Source organism: Halomicronema sp. CCY15110, from assembly GCF_016888165.1.
Taxonomy (GTDB): Bacteria; Cyanobacteriota; Cyanobacteriia; order Phormidesmidales; family Phormidesmidaceae; genus Halomicronema.
The window spans coordinates 26,072-40,695 of the sequence record NZ_JACSWC010000371.1 but is presented as its reverse complement, the minus strand read 5'-3'; the positions used below and the strand labels follow the sequence as shown (position 1 = coordinate 40,695).

General features: G+C 55.5%; 16 protein-coding genes. 15 read left to right on the top strand and 1 reads right to left on the bottom strand.

The features are described 5' to 3' along the window. The first annotated feature begins 42 nt into the window (after nt 1–42). The 6 genes from JUK32_RS18210 (at nt 43) to JUK32_RS18185 (ending at nt 5,302) form a co-directional block, all read left to right on the top strand. Nucleotides 43–1,686, top strand: a complete 1,644-nt coding sequence (locus JUK32_RS18210) for an ABC transporter substrate-binding protein (RefSeq protein WP_204140288.1) — start codon at nt 43–45, stop codon at nt 1,684–1,686. A 25-nt stretch (nt 1,687–1,711) separates the two neighbouring features. Next, complete coding sequence (gene ntrB, locus JUK32_RS18205; RefSeq protein ID WP_204140287.1) at nt 1,712–2,554, top strand: nitrate ABC transporter permease; 843 nt, start codon at nt 1,712–1,714, stop codon at nt 2,552–2,554. Then, nucleotides 2,551–3,435, top strand: a complete 885-nt coding sequence (locus JUK32_RS18200) for an ABC transporter ATP-binding protein (protein ID WP_204140286.1) — start codon at nt 2,551–2,553, stop codon at nt 3,433–3,435. Before ntrB ends, JUK32_RS18200 begins: the two co-directional genes overlap by 4 nt. 120 nt (nt 3,436–3,555) lie before the next feature. Beyond that, nucleotides 3,556–3,999, top strand: coding sequence for a cyanase (cynS, locus tag JUK32_RS18195; protein ID WP_204140285.1), 444 nt, complete (start codon nt 3,556–3,558; stop codon nt 3,997–3,999). A 54-nt stretch (nt 4,000–4,053) separates the two neighbouring features. Continuing rightward, nucleotides 4,054–4,719, top strand: coding sequence for a HupE/UreJ family protein (locus tag JUK32_RS18190; RefSeq protein ID WP_239112809.1), 666 nt, complete (start codon nt 4,054–4,056; stop codon nt 4,717–4,719). A gap of 106 nt (nt 4,720–4,825) precedes the next feature. Beyond that, complete coding sequence (locus JUK32_RS18185; protein WP_204140284.1) at nt 4,826–5,302, top strand: nuclear transport factor 2 family protein; 477 nt, start codon at nt 4,826–4,828, stop codon at nt 5,300–5,302. A 42-nt stretch (nt 5,303–5,344) separates the two neighbouring features. On the opposite strand, the gene JUK32_RS18180 is transcribed toward JUK32_RS18185, so the two are convergent. After that, a complete protein-coding gene (locus JUK32_RS18180; RefSeq protein ID WP_204140283.1) occupies nt 5,345–6,307 on the bottom strand; it encodes a M48 family metallopeptidase in 963 nt (320 codons plus the stop codon). Between the two features lie 188 nt (nt 6,308–6,495). Between JUK32_RS18180 and JUK32_RS18175 the strand changes: the two genes are divergently transcribed. The 9 genes from JUK32_RS18175 (at nt 6,496) to JUK32_RS18135 (ending at nt 14,610) form a co-directional block, all read left to right on the top strand. Then, nucleotides 6,496–7,563: an ABC transporter ATP-binding protein gene (locus JUK32_RS18175; RefSeq protein ID WP_204140282.1), complete on the top strand. Its 1,068-nt coding sequence runs from the start codon at nt 6,496–6,498 to the stop codon at nt 7,561–7,563. A 272-nt stretch (nt 7,564–7,835) separates the two neighbouring features. After that, on the top strand, nt 7,836–8,336 hold the full coding sequence (locus JUK32_RS18170) for a DUF2231 domain-containing protein (RefSeq protein ID WP_309224575.1): 501 nt from the start codon (nt 7,836–7,838) through the stop codon (nt 8,334–8,336). Further along, nucleotides 8,336–8,965, top strand: coding sequence for a DUF2231 domain-containing protein (locus JUK32_RS18165; protein WP_239112808.1), 630 nt, complete (start codon nt 8,336–8,338; stop codon nt 8,963–8,965). The genes JUK32_RS18170 and JUK32_RS18165 overlap by 1 nt, the downstream gene beginning before the upstream one ends. A 6-nt stretch (nt 8,966–8,971) precedes the next feature. Further along, complete coding sequence (locus JUK32_RS18160) at nt 8,972–9,904, top strand: cytochrome c oxidase subunit II (RefSeq protein ID WP_204140281.1); 933 nt, start codon at nt 8,972–8,974, stop codon at nt 9,902–9,904. Further along, nucleotides 9,897–11,561: a cytochrome c oxidase subunit I gene (ctaD, locus tag JUK32_RS18155; RefSeq protein ID WP_204140280.1), complete on the top strand. Its 1,665-nt coding sequence runs from the start codon at nt 9,897–9,899 to the stop codon at nt 11,559–11,561. Before JUK32_RS18160 ends, ctaD begins: the two co-directional genes overlap by 8 nt. Nucleotides 11,562–11,643: 82 nt before the next feature. Beyond that, complete coding sequence (locus JUK32_RS18150; RefSeq protein ID WP_375541584.1) at nt 11,644–12,171, top strand: heme-copper oxidase subunit III; 528 nt, start codon at nt 11,644–11,646, stop codon at nt 12,169–12,171. 82 nt (nt 12,172–12,253) lie between these two features. Further along, entirely contained in the window at nt 12,254–13,768 is a 1,515-nt protein-coding gene (locus tag JUK32_RS18145; protein WP_204140278.1) for a GMC oxidoreductase, read from the top strand. A 169-nt stretch (nt 13,769–13,937) separates the two neighbouring features. Beyond that, complete coding sequence (locus JUK32_RS18140) at nt 13,938–14,279, top strand: nucleotidyltransferase family protein (RefSeq protein WP_204140277.1); 342 nt, start codon at nt 13,938–13,940, stop codon at nt 14,277–14,279. Beyond that, nucleotides 14,269–14,610, top strand: a complete 342-nt coding sequence (locus JUK32_RS18135; RefSeq protein WP_204140276.1) for a DUF86 domain-containing protein — start codon at nt 14,269–14,271, stop codon at nt 14,608–14,610. Before JUK32_RS18140 ends, JUK32_RS18135 begins: the two co-directional genes overlap by 11 nt. Nucleotides 14,611–14,624 lie beyond the last annotated feature (14 nt).

Sequence of the window (14,624 nt, the reverse complement as noted above, 5' to 3'; positions counted from 1 at the left end):
CGTTTGGATGAGTTGATCATTAGGTATAGGTAGGCAGCAAATATGGTTTTTGGTTCAGCAACACAGACCGCACGACGATGGAACAATCTCAACTGCGATCGCGGTGAGCTCTCCGATTTAGAACTGGCGTGCATCATTTGCGGCGGCACGCACTCCACCATGGATCACTGGGAATTCATGCAGACCATGCCCAAAGATCCGTTGGATATGGTAGATGATCTGGTCAAAATGGGCCTTTACAAGCAGAATCAGATCCGGGCCGCAGAAGGCGTTAATGCCCATGAGTTGCGTAAGGCTTTATTTCTGAAGCGGGTGGGTCGGGGTGATCCGCGCCGTGAGCGACTGATCTTAGGCTTGTGTGAGCAGGCGGGTGGCCTGGACAACGCCTTGGCGGCCGCTTTTGGCCCCCAAGCCGAGTTGTTTTTCAACGACTCCATTCGCAACAGTGGCGCTACTCGCCGCGAGTTTATGCGCAACATGGCCGTGGGGGCTGCCCTGGTGACCTTGGCTGGTTGTGGTGGCGGCGGTGGCACCGACCCCGCTGCTGAAGACGATGCCGAGCCCGTTGATACATCCGGTTTGGAAAAGACCGATCTGCAAATTGGCTTTATTCCGATTACCTGCGCGTCGCCCATCATCATGTCGGAGCCCCTGGGTTTCTATGAAAAGCATGGCTTGAACGCCACCGTGGTGAAGATGCCGAGCTGGGGGGCGGTGCGTGACTCTGCGATCGCGGGTGAACTCGACGCTTATCACATGCTGGCGCCTATGCCGATCGCGATGACGCTGGGCTTGGGCTCCGCTTCTTTTGGCGTCAAGCTGGCCAGCATTGAGAACATCAACGGTCAGGCGATTACGGTCGCGAACCGTCATAGGGGCAACATCAATGGCCCCGCTGATTTCCGGGGCTTCACCTTCGGGGTACCGTTCCCCTATTCCATGCACAACTTGCTACTGCGCTATTACTTAGCGACGGGCGGCATTGATCCTGACGTGGATGTGCAGATTCGCCCCGTGCCACCGCCAGATAGCATCGCGCAGATGGTCGCGGGTGACATTGACGCTTATCTCATGCCCGATCCGTTTAACCAGCGGGCCGTGTACGAGGAAGTCGGCTTCATCCACATGATCACGAAGGATCTGTGGCCGGGGCATCCTTGCTGTGCCTTTGCCGCCAGCGATGAATGGATTGATGCCAACCCCAATACGTTCCGAGCCTTGAACAAAGCGATCGTGGAAGCGACTGGTTATGCAAGTGATCCGGCGAACCGGGTCGAGATTGCGGCAGCAATTTCTGAGCGGGCCTTCCTTAACCAACCCACCGAGGTGGTCGAGGCCGTGTTGACGGGTAACTATGACGATGGCAACGGCAACACCATGAGCGTGCCCGATCGCATCGACTTTGATCCGTATCCTTGGCAAAGTTTTGCCAACTGGATTTCTTCACAGCTCGTCCGCTGGGATTTACAGGGTGATGGCGTGGCGGGCCAAGTCATCCCAGAACAAGGCTATGACACCGTTGGGCAAGAAATTTTCTTGACTGACTTAGCTCGCGAGCTGGCCGAAGAATTAGGGCAAGCACCGCCAGCGGAGATCTACCGCACCGAAGAGTTGGCGTTTGACACGTTCGACCCGGCGGATCCCGCCAGCTACGTGCAGCAGCAAATTGACGAATACGGCGTCTAGTCGTACGAGTTAGGAGGTATCGAGTATGACAGTTAGCGACACGAATACAAGCATCCCCTACTACGGGGGCGAAAAAGAATCACTCTTTTTTACAGAGGGGGTGCGAGCCTTTTTGCTCTTTGTCGGTTCACTGATTGCCTTTCTGCTGTTTTGGGAAATTGGTGCCCGAGCTGAGTGGTTTGCCTCGGGCATGCCGACTGCTTCTGAAACGCTGAAGGAGCTGTGGTGGTGGGTGACCAATCCCTTTTTTAACAATGGGCCTAACGATCTGGGGATCGGGTGGAACTTGTTGATTAGTTTGCGGCGAGTGGCGATCGGCTATTTTCTCGCGTCGATCGTCGCGGTGCCGTTGGGCATCTTGATGGGCATTTCTTCTGTCGCCCGCAAAGGCTTCAATCCCTATGTCCAGCTTTTGAAGCCCATTTCGCCCCTCGCTTGGTTGCCCTTGGGCCTCTATGTCTTTCGGGACTCGGAGGTCACTGGGGTGTTCATCATCTTTATCTCCAGCATTTGGCCCACGCTGATTAATACGGCATTTGGAGTGGCCAATGTTGATCAAGAGTATTTGGATGTGGCCCAAACCCTGGGCGCTTCTCGCTTGCGGACCATCTTTAAGGTGATCATTCCTGCGGCGCTCCCGAACATTGTGTCGGGGCTGCGTATCAGCATGGGCATTGCCTGGCTGGTGATTGTGGCGGCGGAAATGCTCTTGGGGACGGGGCTGGGCTATTTCATCTGGAATGAGTGGAACAACCTTTATATTCCGAATATTTTGGTTGCCATCTTCATCATTGGCCTGGTCGGCCTAATTTTAGACAGCATCTTTGCTGCGGTCGAAAGATTTGTCGTATTTGGTCGAAATTCGTGAGTGTAGCACCTGTGAATTCAGCAACTCCGGTGGATACTTATTCACCGACCGCCCAACTGTCGATTCGCAATGTCGCCAAGGTTTTTTGGGGCAAAAAGGATTTGTTCAGCAAGCTTTCTGGCAAAAAGTCCAAGGACTTCGTCGCCATTGAGAATATTAGTCTGGACATTGAACCCAATACTTTTGTGACCATCATTGGCCCCTCGGGCTGTGGTAAGTCGACTCTGTTGAACATGATTGCGGGACTGTCGGACATTACGGCTGGCGAGATCCTGTTTAACAATCACCCGATCAGTGGCCCTGGCCCCGATCGCGGCATGGTCTTTCAAAACTATGCCCTCATGCCTTGGATGACGGTGGAGGATAACATCCGCTTTGCGGTGGAAACGGTATATCCCAAGTGGTCGGCCAAGCAGGTGAATCGGACCATTACTGAGCATATTCAGCTGGTGGGCTTGACGGGCGCTGAGAAAAAGCATCCCCATGAGTTGTCCGGCGGCATGCGCCAGCGGGTCGGGATTGCTCGGGCTCTGGCCTTTAGTCCCCAAATTTTGCTGATGGATGAGCCTTTTGGGGCTTTGGATGCGCTGACGCGGGGCTTTTTGCAAGACGAAATCGAGCGCATCTGGGAACAGCAGCGTAAGACGGTCATCATGATTACCCACAGTATTGAAGAGGCGCTGCTGCTGAGCGATCGCATCGTCATGATGACCCGTGGCCCTGCCGCCCGCGTTGACGAAGTGCTTGATGTGCCCTTTCCGCGGCCGCGCAATCGCGAAATCATTGACCAGCATCCGGCCTATCACGACCTAAAGGCGGAGATGGAAAGCCACTTGTTCCGCGAAACGCGGGCGGTGGAAGAAGCGCGCATCAGCGGCTAGTTAACACCAAAAGCGAGCTGAGGCAGCCTGGCCTGTAGGGTGGTCTCATTTGCTCCGATGGCTCTGCCTTAACCCATTTGACTGTTGAATTTTTGACTGACGTATTAAGAGGATTTAGACGTGGCAATTCCTGAAATTACGGAAAAGTTGTTAGCTGCTAAGAAAAAGTCTGGCTTGACCTTTGCGGATTTAGAAGCCAAGGTCGGTCGCGATGAAGTGTGGATTGCTTCGGTCATTTACCGCCAGGCCAGTGCGTCTGAGGAAGAGGCCAAAATCATTGTTGAAGCCATCGGGGCTGATGCTGCTTTCATCGAGCTGCTAACGGAATGTCCCACCAAGGGCTCCCTCGATCCAGTCATTCCGACTGATCCCTTCATCTATCGCTTTTACGAAATTATGCAAGTTTACGGTGTGCCCGTGAAGCAAGTGGTGCATGAACACTTTGGCGACGGGATCATGAGCGCGATCGATTTTTCCATTGATGTGGAACGTGAGGAAGACCCCAAGGGCGATCGCGTGAAAATCATCATGTGTGGTAAATTCTTGCCCTATAAGAAGTGGTAAAACGCTGGATTTTTGTCGGTTTTTGCTATTCATTACTTTGCTGAGAGGAAACAGATGCGACAGTTTTGGTCTATTAAGGCGGCACCGCCAGCGGTCATGGCACGAGTGGGGGCTTTAGGTCTGGTAGTAACGACTGGACTCATGTTGGCGGCGGCCCCAGCGCTAGCTCACCATCCTTTTGGTGGCGATACTCCAACCAATGCCATCCAGGGATTCTTGTCCGGCATGGGGCACCCGGTCATTGGGCTGGATCACCTGGCGTTTGTGATTGCGGCTGGTTTGCTGGCGGCCGCCATGGGGGGTGGTTTACTGATTCCCGTGGGCTTTGTGGTGGCGTCCATGGCGGGCACTGGACTGCATCTGATGGCCATTGATTTACCCGCACCTGAGTTCATCATTTCCGCCTCGGTGCTGCTGTTTGGTGTGCTGCTGGCCATGAAGCAACAGCCCAAAACGCCCATTGTCATCGGTTTGGCCGCCCTGGCTGGCTTGTTTCATGGCTATGCCTATGGTGAAGCGGTGGTAGGCGCGGGGATGGACACCATCTTGGCTTATCTAGCTGGATTTGCCGTGATTCAACTGGCGATCGCCGTGGGTGCTTATGGCATGGCTAAGCAGTTGACTGGCAAAGCCGAAGGCAGCACGTTGACGCTGCGGTTTGCGGGTTTTGCGCTGGCCGGTGTCGGTGCTGCTTTCCTCTCTGGCGTAGTGCTGGGCTAAGTTTTCTGCGGCCACATTGTGTTGAGTGTTGAGATTTTTCCTAAACCATAGGCTGTCGGCAAGGCGCTGGCAGCCTTTTTTGTGAGTTGTGTTTGGAGGATTTAAGATGACGACCCCGGCTCCGAAATTAGTGCCACCGTTCACGCGGGAGATTGCGATCGCGAAAGTGCGCATGGCGGAAAATGCCTGGAATAGCCGCGACCCCGATCGCGTATCGATGGCTTACACCGAAGACAGTTTTTGGCGTAACCGGGCCGAGATCTTTCAAGGACGGGCAGCCATTCGAGCGTTTTTGCAGCGCAAGTGGGATAAAGAATTGGACTATCGCCTGGTCAAAGAAATGTGGGCCTTTGGCGACAACCGCATTGCCGTCCGCTTTCAATACGAATGGCACGACGACGCAGGGCAGTGGTATCGCGCCTACGGCAACGAAAACTGGGAATTTGACGAGGCGGGGCTGATGCGTCGCCGCGAAGCCAGCATTAACGATCGCCCGATTGAGGAGCGCGATCGGCGCTTTTTCTGGGATACTTCTGCGCCGCGCCCCGACGACCACCCCGGCCTGATCAACTCACCAGAATAGCCGTTTCGGGCAGTCGCACTGTGCTTGACCGCTTGCTCCCTCTTAGGCGCGACGCAAGTGGTCGAGCTCGCTTTGGAGGTTGGCGAGTTCTTGGCGCAGGCGATCGATTTCGCTAGCGACGGGACTGGGCTCCACATCGACGGTGCCTTGATTGGGCGATCGCTGATAATTCCCCGCTTTGATGCGGGCATAGTCTTCCGAATGCGCCCAGGACTTGAGGTAAGTGAGACGGTCCACCGGGAAGGGATGACTGAGCATTGGCCCCGCACCGCCGCCGTTGTAGAGCAAAAACTTATAGACCTGGCTGAGCCCATCTTCGTCCAGATGTTGGTAGTCGCTGGCCTGTTTTTCGAACGCGGCGAAATTTAGCTCATGGGCAAAGCGGTTGCTGCCCCCAGCGATGTTCATCATGGTGTTGCCCACCAGCTGCCAGTCGTCGGTGGCGAGGAGGGCCGCGCGATCGCACGACAGCTCAGCCATGCGCCGCCACTCGTAAAAGGCATAGATCAGTCCCGTGCCGACCATATTGCCAATGCCAAAGGTGAGTTCGCCGACGATGGTCGCCGTATTCATCGCCCAAATCGCCATCTGCGTCAGGGTGGTGTGGCCGCATTTCACATGGCCGAGTTCGTGCGCCATAACGGTGCGAATTTCGTCGTCGCTCAGCAAGTCCAGTAGCCCGGTGTTGACCACCACGCAAGGGTTATCCTCACCAATAGAATGAGCATTCACCTGGGGATTTTGCGCCACAAATAGGGTCGGTTCGGGCTGCACATCAAGCGCCTGCACACACTCGCGAAACATTTGGTACAGCGTGGAATATTGCTGCGGCCCCACCTGCACGTTATTGCCCATCAGCGACACATACTGCGGTCGCTCGTACATAAATTCCACAAATTTGCGGGCCACGAGGTCGAATCCGGGGAAAGCGCGGAGGGCGGCTTCCGCTTGTTGGTCGAGGGGATGACGAAAGGCGTCGCGGCTAATTCCGGGATAGGTGGGCATGGCAACTCATCCGCTGAGAGAAACTTTGCACTTAGTCTAATCAATTCACTGGCGATCGGTGGGTCCTTGACGAGTCTTACCCAGAGACTGACGGCAGGAATTTTGGGGATCGGTTTCTTCAGTACCACATCCTGTGGTTTATTGAATATTATTCGCAATAAAGTGGCTACTAGGGCTGTCTCAACCTCATGGATTTACCTGTCATTTTGAAGCTGGATGCCCTGACTAAACAATTCGCTGGGCAGGCCGCTCCGGCGGTGAATCAAGTCAGTCTCGCGCTGCATCAGGGAGATCTGCTGGGACTGCTGGGGCCGTCGGGCTGTGGCAAAACGACGCTGCTGCGCCTGATTGCCGGATTTGAGCGGCCTCAGGGCGGCACGGTAGAGCTGGCAGGGCAACCGATTTGTGGCGGGCGGGTGTGGCTGCCCCCCGAGCGACGGGACGTGGGAGTCGTTTTTCAGGACTATGCCCTGTTTCCTCACCTGTGTGTGCTCGACAATGTGGCCTTTGGGCTCAAGACGCAGGCGCGACGGGGCAAGTTGGCGGCGGGGCAAATCCGCGAAGAAGCGGAACGGGCGATCGCCCTCGTGGGTCTGCAAGGGTTTGAAAAGCGCTTTCCCCATGAACTGTCCGGCGGCCAGCAGCAGCGAGTCGCGTTAGCCCGAGCGATCGCCCCTCGCCCGTCGCTGATTTTGCTCGACGAACCCTTTAGCAATCTGGATGTGCAGGTGCGGTTATATCTGCGGCAAGAAGTGCGTGACATTCTTAAAGGGGTGGGGGCATCGGGCATTTTTGTCACCCACGATCAAGAAGAAGCGCTTTCCATTTCCGATAGTTTGGCGGTGATGCGGTCGGGTCGGGTGGAGCAGTTCGGCCCGCCAGAGGAGATTTATCGCCAGCCCAGTTCTCGTTTCGTTGCGGGATTTGTGACCCAGGCGAACTTTTTGCGAGCCGAGCGCCACGGCGATGTCTGGAAAACGGTGTTGGGCACGTTTGCCGCTGACGGTGCGGCCCCTGACGCGGAGATCGCGGAAATAATGGTGCGCCAAGAAGACCTGCATCTGCAGCCCGACCCCGCTGGGAATCTGGTGGTGCGCGATCGCCAATTTCTCGGTCGCGAATATCGCTACACCCTCACCACCGCCACCGACGATGTTTTGTATGCCCGCACCGCCACCCGCGATCGCCTAGAAGTCGGCGCAACCGTCGCCGCCAAAGTTGCTCTCGACCAACCGCAAATTTTTGAGCCGGCATAAGCCGCCAATGCCGGTTGGCATGAAACAAACTCTCGCTACTGAGTGCCTAAGTCTACCCCCCACTGCTCTCTTGTACCGTTGCTCCCCGGCTCCCCATCCCCCTAACTCCGCCCATCCGCCATTTTTTTACGGTGGAACCTTAATTTTTGCTGAGGAATGCCAGGGCTCGCTAAATTGTCACGGTTAGATCTCTTGTGAAGGCTGGCAGTTGTGATGACCTTAATTACATAGCCAGGTCATTCCCTTCAGATGCGCGCTCTTAGGAGAAGTTTGTGCTCGACAATTTACTCCCATCACTCAACAGCCACAACCTGCCCTATCCCGACACCATTCACCCCATCGTGGTGCATTTTGTGATTGCGATGGTGCTGTTTGCGATAGTGTGTGACGCGATCGGCTTTTTTACGAAGAATCCGCGCCTGCTAGAAGTCGGCTGGTGGAACATCTTTGCCGCCACCACCTGGATTTTTGTGGCCGTCATCTTTGGTCAGATCGAGGCGGGGCTCGCGTTACCCTATTCAGCGGCGGTCAGCGATTTGAATCTACATACGCTGATTGGCTGGTCGCTGTCTGGCATTTTGTCGGTCATCACCGGCTGGCGCTATATTATTCGGCTCCGCAGCAAGGATTCGCTCCCGGTGGCCTACGTCGGCTTCAACGGCGTTTTGTTGGCCCTGGTCCTGTTCCAGGTTTATCTAGGCGACAAGTTGGTCTGGGTTTACGGACTGCACACCGAAGCGGTAGTTGAAGCGACGCGGGGAGGAGTGTTGTAATGACATTGTTGTTCTTCTCCGCACCAACCATGGTCGCTGCCGCCAACGGCCTGCCCTATAGCATTCCGATTCATCCGAATTTGGTGCATTTAACGCTGGGGTTGTTCATTCTCGCGATCGCCTTCGACATCGTCGCTGCCCTGTACCCGCTGGAAAAACCGATCTTTAAGTTCCTGGCGATTCCTGTCCAAAGTGCCAACCTCTATGACGTGGGCTGGTTCAACATGGTGGCTGCTGCGGTCATCACGTTTTTTACCGTCGCCGCTGGATTTTATGAAATCATTCTGGCCGCACCGCCGCTAGATGCGGTGAGTCCCTGGGGGTTGGGCGCGATGGACACCATGATCTGGCACGGTTTGGGTGGGGTGTTGCTGCTCGGCCTGATTGTTGGTATGACCATCTGGCGGGGGTTTCAGCGCTATGTGTGGCGAGTTGATCGGGCTCGGCAGGTGCAATGGAGCTATCTGCTCGCCGGTCTGGGGATTTTTGTGCTGATGTTTTTGCAAGGCACTTTGGGCGCTCATTTGGGCGGCGACTTTGGCGTTCATGTCACGGCCGATCGCTTACTGTATGAGGGTCTCAACCCGAATACCCAACTGCTGAATGTTCTGATCAAGTTTGATTTTTAGGAAACCATGTTTTATCAACGCTGGTTTAAGCAACGTTGGATTCTGGTCGTCATTGGGTTAGCGATCGCTGATACCGTGCTCAGTATTTGGATTGGTCAGCAGTCTTATCGGTGGGTGCCGCCCCAAGCCTCCGCCGAGTCCATATTGGTGGACGATCTGTTTTGTCTCATGACCACCGTCGGCAGCCTGATCTTTTTTGGCGTGGTGGGCACCCTGGTTTACTCCATGATTTTTCAGCGGTCACCCAAATACGACACCAGCGATGGCCCCCCCATCGAAGGGAATTTGAAGCTGGAAGTCATCTGGACGGTTATCCCCTCCATCGTGATTGTCGGCATTGCCTTTGCGAGCTATCAGACCTATGACCGCATGGAAATTTTGGGCGACATTGGCCCCAAATCGCTAGGCATGGCGACGGCCAATGCGGCTCCCATGACCGCTGAGGTGGTTAAAACCGACCCGATTGAAGTGCGGGCGCGGCAGTGGGCCTGGGAATTTTACTACCCTGAGCAAGCGGTCAGCAGCACCGAACTCCATTTGCCGGTCAACCAGCGCGCTAACCTCAAGCTGACGTCGGAAGATGTGCTGCACGGCTTTTTTGTCCCGGCCTTTCGCATCAAGCAGGACATCATTCCGGGGCGCGAGATCGATTTTGAATTTACCCCCATTCGTGAGGGGCGCTATCGGGTGCGCGACTCCGATTACAGCGGCACTTATTTCGCGGCGAACCAGTCGACGGTCGTGGTGGAATCTGCAGCCGCGTACCAAGATTGGCTAGCCATGGCGGCGGCCCAGTCCCCCACCCCGGCGCAAAATCGGGCCTATCGCGAATTTCAGCGATCGCGCGAAAACCCCAACAGCCAGGGTTGGGCCACGGTTGAGCCAGCGGCTCCGCCCGTCGTAAATTACGCCAGTTCAGACGAGGAATCTTATGAGTAACGCATCTTTAGAGGCGCTACAGCCAAGTCTGCAGCCTCAACCCGGTGCGCCAGATAACTGGAAGCGCTTTTTCACCTTCAGCACCGATCACAAAGTGATTGGCATCCAATACATCGTCACCGCGTTCGTTTTCTTCCTATTTGCGGGCTTACTGGCGATGGTGATGCGGGGCGAGTTGCTGACCCCCGAAGCGGATTTGGTCGATCGCACCGTCTACAACGGCCTGTTCACTATGCACGGCACGTTGATGCTGTTCATGTGGACGTTTCCTATGCTGAACGGGCTGGCGAATTATCTGGTGCCGCTGATGATTGGTGCCCGCGACATGGCCTTTCCCCGGTTGAATGCGGCGGCGTTTTGGCTGGTGCCAGTCTTTGGCGTCATTCTCACCGCGAGCTTCTTCATCCCCGGTGGCCCGTCGCAGTCTGGCTGGTGGGCCTATCCGCCGGTGAGCCTGCAAAACCCCACGGGTAACCTGATCAACGGTCAGTCTATGTGGATTTTGGCGGTAGCCCTGTCGGGCATTTCCTCCATCATGGGGGCGGTCAATATCGTCACCACCATTTTTCGGATGCGGGCACCGGGCATGGGCTGGTTCAAAATGCCCGTCTTTTGCTGGACGGTGTTAGCGGCGCAGTTGATTCAGCTGTTTGGGCTTCCGGCGTTGACGGCGGGGGCGGTGATGCTGCTGTTTGACCTGACGGTGGGCACCAGCTTTTTCAACCCAGAACTGGGCGGCGACCCGGTGCTGTATCAGCACTTTTTCTGGTTCTATTCGCACCCAGCGGTGTATGTGATTATCCTGCCAATTTTTGGGGTGTTCTCGGAAATCTTTCCCGTCTACTCGCGGAAGCCGCTATTCGGCTACCCGGTGGTCGCGGTGTCGTCGTTGGTGATTACGGGGCTCAGCGGCATTGTCTGGGTACACCATATGTTTGCCAGCGGTACCCCCGGCTGGATGCGGATGCTGTTCATGTTCTCCACGATGACCATTTCCGTGCCGACGGGGATCAAAGTGTTTGCCTGGGTGGCGACGGTGTGGGGCGGTAAGATTCGCCTGAATACGCCGATGCTCTTTGCCCTGGGCGGCTTGATTATGTGGGTGTTTGCGGGCATTACCGGCATCATGCTGGCGTCGGCCCCGTTTGATATTCACGTGAACAACACCTACTTTGTGGTGGGCCATTTTCATTACGTGATTTACGGAGCGGTGGTGATGGGCTTTTACGCCGCCATTTACCACTGGTTCCCCAAGATGACGGGGCGCATGTATTACGAAGGGTTGGGCAAGTTGCACTTTGTCCTGACTTTTATCGGTGCGAATCTGAACTTTTTCCCCATGCACCCGGCGGGTTTGATGGGGATGCCCCGACGGGTGGCTTCCTATGACCCGGAGTTTGCCTTTTGGAATGTGCTGGCGAGTCTGGGGGGATTTTTGCTCGGAGTCTCGACGCTGCCCTTTTTGCTCAATATGCTGAGCTCTTGGGCGCGGGGGCCAGAAGCGGGGGACAATCCCTGGCGGGCGATCGGGCTGGAGTGGATGGTGTCTTCGCCGCCGCCCCATGAAAACTTTGACGAAATTCCTGTGGTGGTGTCGCGGCCCTATGGCTATGGCAGCGACGAACCGCTGGTTGCAAACGCATCTGAGAAGGAGTGACCCCGTGAGCACAACTAACGTTGATCAATCACTGGAAGTGGCCACCGTTCACGCGGGCGAGCATGAAGAAGAAGACAATCGCATGTTTGGCTTTATTGTCTTCTTGCTGTCGGAGAGCGTGATTTTTCTGAGCTTTTTTGTCGGCTACATCGTCTACAAACTGTCGTCAGCAGAGTGGTATCCGGCGGGCTTTGAGGGGCTGGAAGTGCGGGAGCCACTCATCAATACGATTGTGTTGGTGTCCAGCAGTTTTGTGATTTACTTTGCCGAGCGCTTTTTGCACAAAGAAAATCTGTGGGGCTTCCGCATTTTCTGGTTGCTGACCATGGCCATGGGCAGTTTCTTTCTGTTTGGGCAGGCGGTGGAATGGCTGCACCTGCCGTTTGGCTTTAAGGATGGATTGTTTGGCGGCACGTTTTATCTGTTGACGGGCTTCCACGGGCTGCACGTGCTGACGGGGGTGTTGTTGCAGGGCGTCATGCTGGGGCGATCGTTCATCCCCAATAATTACGCGGGGGGGGAATATGGCGTCAATGCCACGTCCATTTTCTGGCACTTCGTTGATGTCATCTGGATTATTCTGTTCATTTTGATTTATGTCTGGCGATGATTGGGGACGGTGCGTTGTGCTGACGCTTTAACGCACCCTACGGTTTCTGGCATTGCATCGGCAACGTATCGAGACGATATCTATGATTATTGATGACCAGCATTACGACATCATCATTGTGGGCACGGGGGCCGGGGGCGGTACGCTGGCGCAAAAGCTAGCCCCGACGGGCAAGCGGATTTTGATTTTGGAGCGGGGCGATCGCATGGCCCTGTCAGAGCAAAATCGCGCTGATGTGGACGTGTTCAAAAAGGAGCGATATCACGCGCCAGAGCAGTGGTACGACCAGGAGGGCGAGCCGTTTTCGCCGCAGACCAACTACGCGGTGGGGGGCAATACCAAGGTCTACTCGGCGACCCTGATGCGAATGCGCGATCGCGACTTTACCGCCGTGCCCCACCAAGAGGGCATCGCCCCGGAGTGGCCCTTTCAGTACGCTGACTTGGAGCCGTATTACACTGCCGCCGAGCAGCTTTATCAGGTACATGGCGACACCCAAGGAGATCCTACAGAACCGGAGCACAGTGATGGGTATCCGTTTCCCGCGATCGAGCACGAGCTGCTGATGCAGCCCATTATCAAAGGGCTGAGCCATCAGGGGTTGAATCCGACCCCATTGCCCCTCAGCCTCACCCGTCAGGACGATGATCCGACTGGTGACTCTGAAGTGTTTGGCATTGAGTTGGCGCTAAAGCATGACAACGTCACCCTCAAAACATCAGCCCAAGTCGTCGCCCTGCATACCGATCCGTCGGGTAAGGCGATCAAAGGCGTGCAAGCCGAGGTGGGCAGCCAGACCATTATTTTCAGCGCCGATATTGTTGTGCTGGCCTGCGGGGCGGTGAACTCGGCCATCCTGCTGCTCGATTCGGCCAACGATCGCCATCCCCAAGGACTGGCCAACAGCTCTGACTTGGTGGGCCGCCACCTGATGAAGCAAAAGCTCACCGTCATCGTCGAAAAAGCCGCCGTCACAAACTCGGGAGAATTTCCTCGGACTGTCAGCGTGAACGACTTTTATTGGGGCAACCGTGACTACGAATACCCGATGGGCCATATTGAAAACAGTGGCGGCCTGCTGCAGGACGTCATCTTTGCTGAATCACCGCCATTGCTATCGGTATTGGCCCAAATCTTACCGGGAGCCCGCCTCAAGGGCTTGGCGATCAACTCCATTGGCTGGTGGGCGCAAACGGGCATGTTGCCGGACCCCAACAATCGGGTGCAGCGGCAAAAGGGCAAACTCCGGTTTGAGTTTGAACCGAATAACTTTGAGGCCCACGATCGCCTCGTGTATCAGTGGATTGAGGTGCTGAAGCGAGTTGAACTGACGACCGATACCGTCAAAAGTAACTCCATCTTTCCCCGAGGCGAAGCGCCGATTAGCGTGGTGGGCTATCAGCTCGGCACCTGCCGCATGGGCACCGATCCGGCGACTTCGGTGCTCGATACTCACTGCCGCACCCACGATATTGACAATCTGTACGTCGTCGATGGCAGCTTTTTCCCCTCTTGTCCCGCCGTTGGGCCAGCGCTAACCATCATGGCGAATGCCTTGCGGGTGGGCGACCATTTGTGCGATCGCTTAAAAGGCTGAGGGGGCCGTCACCTCAAACCTTGGGAGGGCCACGTTTGCAGGGCTCATTATCATCACGCTTTCAACATGGCTTGAAGTATGGCGCTGCGCTGGCGGAGCTGCTTCTGTCGGGCGATCGTCCCTCCTGACTACAGCGATACAATTAGAAGACGGGTTGTTCTATGGCTAAATGCATCCTTCCACATCTCAATCAGCCAGCATTTATCAGCGCTTAGGGATCACCCCCGCTGATTTATCAGCCTTTTGTCAGCGGTGGCAAGTGGCAGAGCTATCGCTGTTTGGCTCGGTTTTGCGGGACGACTTTTCGGAAAATAGCGACGTTGATGTGCTGGTGACGTATCTACCCACAGCTCAACGAGGGTTATTTGAAAAAATCCAGATGAAGGAGGAGTTAGAGACGTTGCTGCATCGTCAGGTGGATCTGGTGAGTAAAAAAGCGATCGCTCAAAGCCGCAACTGGCTCCGCCGCCGCCATATTTTGGATGCCGCACAGGTTGTCTATGTCGCGTGACCAGGAAGCTTTGGTGGATATCCTTGAGGCCATTAAGCTCATCTTGCAATATGCGGCAGGTCAAGATTTTGATGCGCTGACTGCCAATGTTGAAAAGCAAGATGCCATTTTGCGCCGGATTATGATTATCGGTGAGGCCACGAAACGGCTTTCCAACGGGTTTCGTTTACAACATCCTGAAATTCCCTGGAAGAAAATGGCTGGAATGCGGGATGTGATCACTCACGACTACGATGAGGTTGATCTCGATGACGTTTGGGGAGTCATTCAGAGAGACCTGCCGCAGTTGTTGACTGACATTGAACCTTTAGTTGTATCTGAGCCGCTCTAAAATCGCTCTGCCCC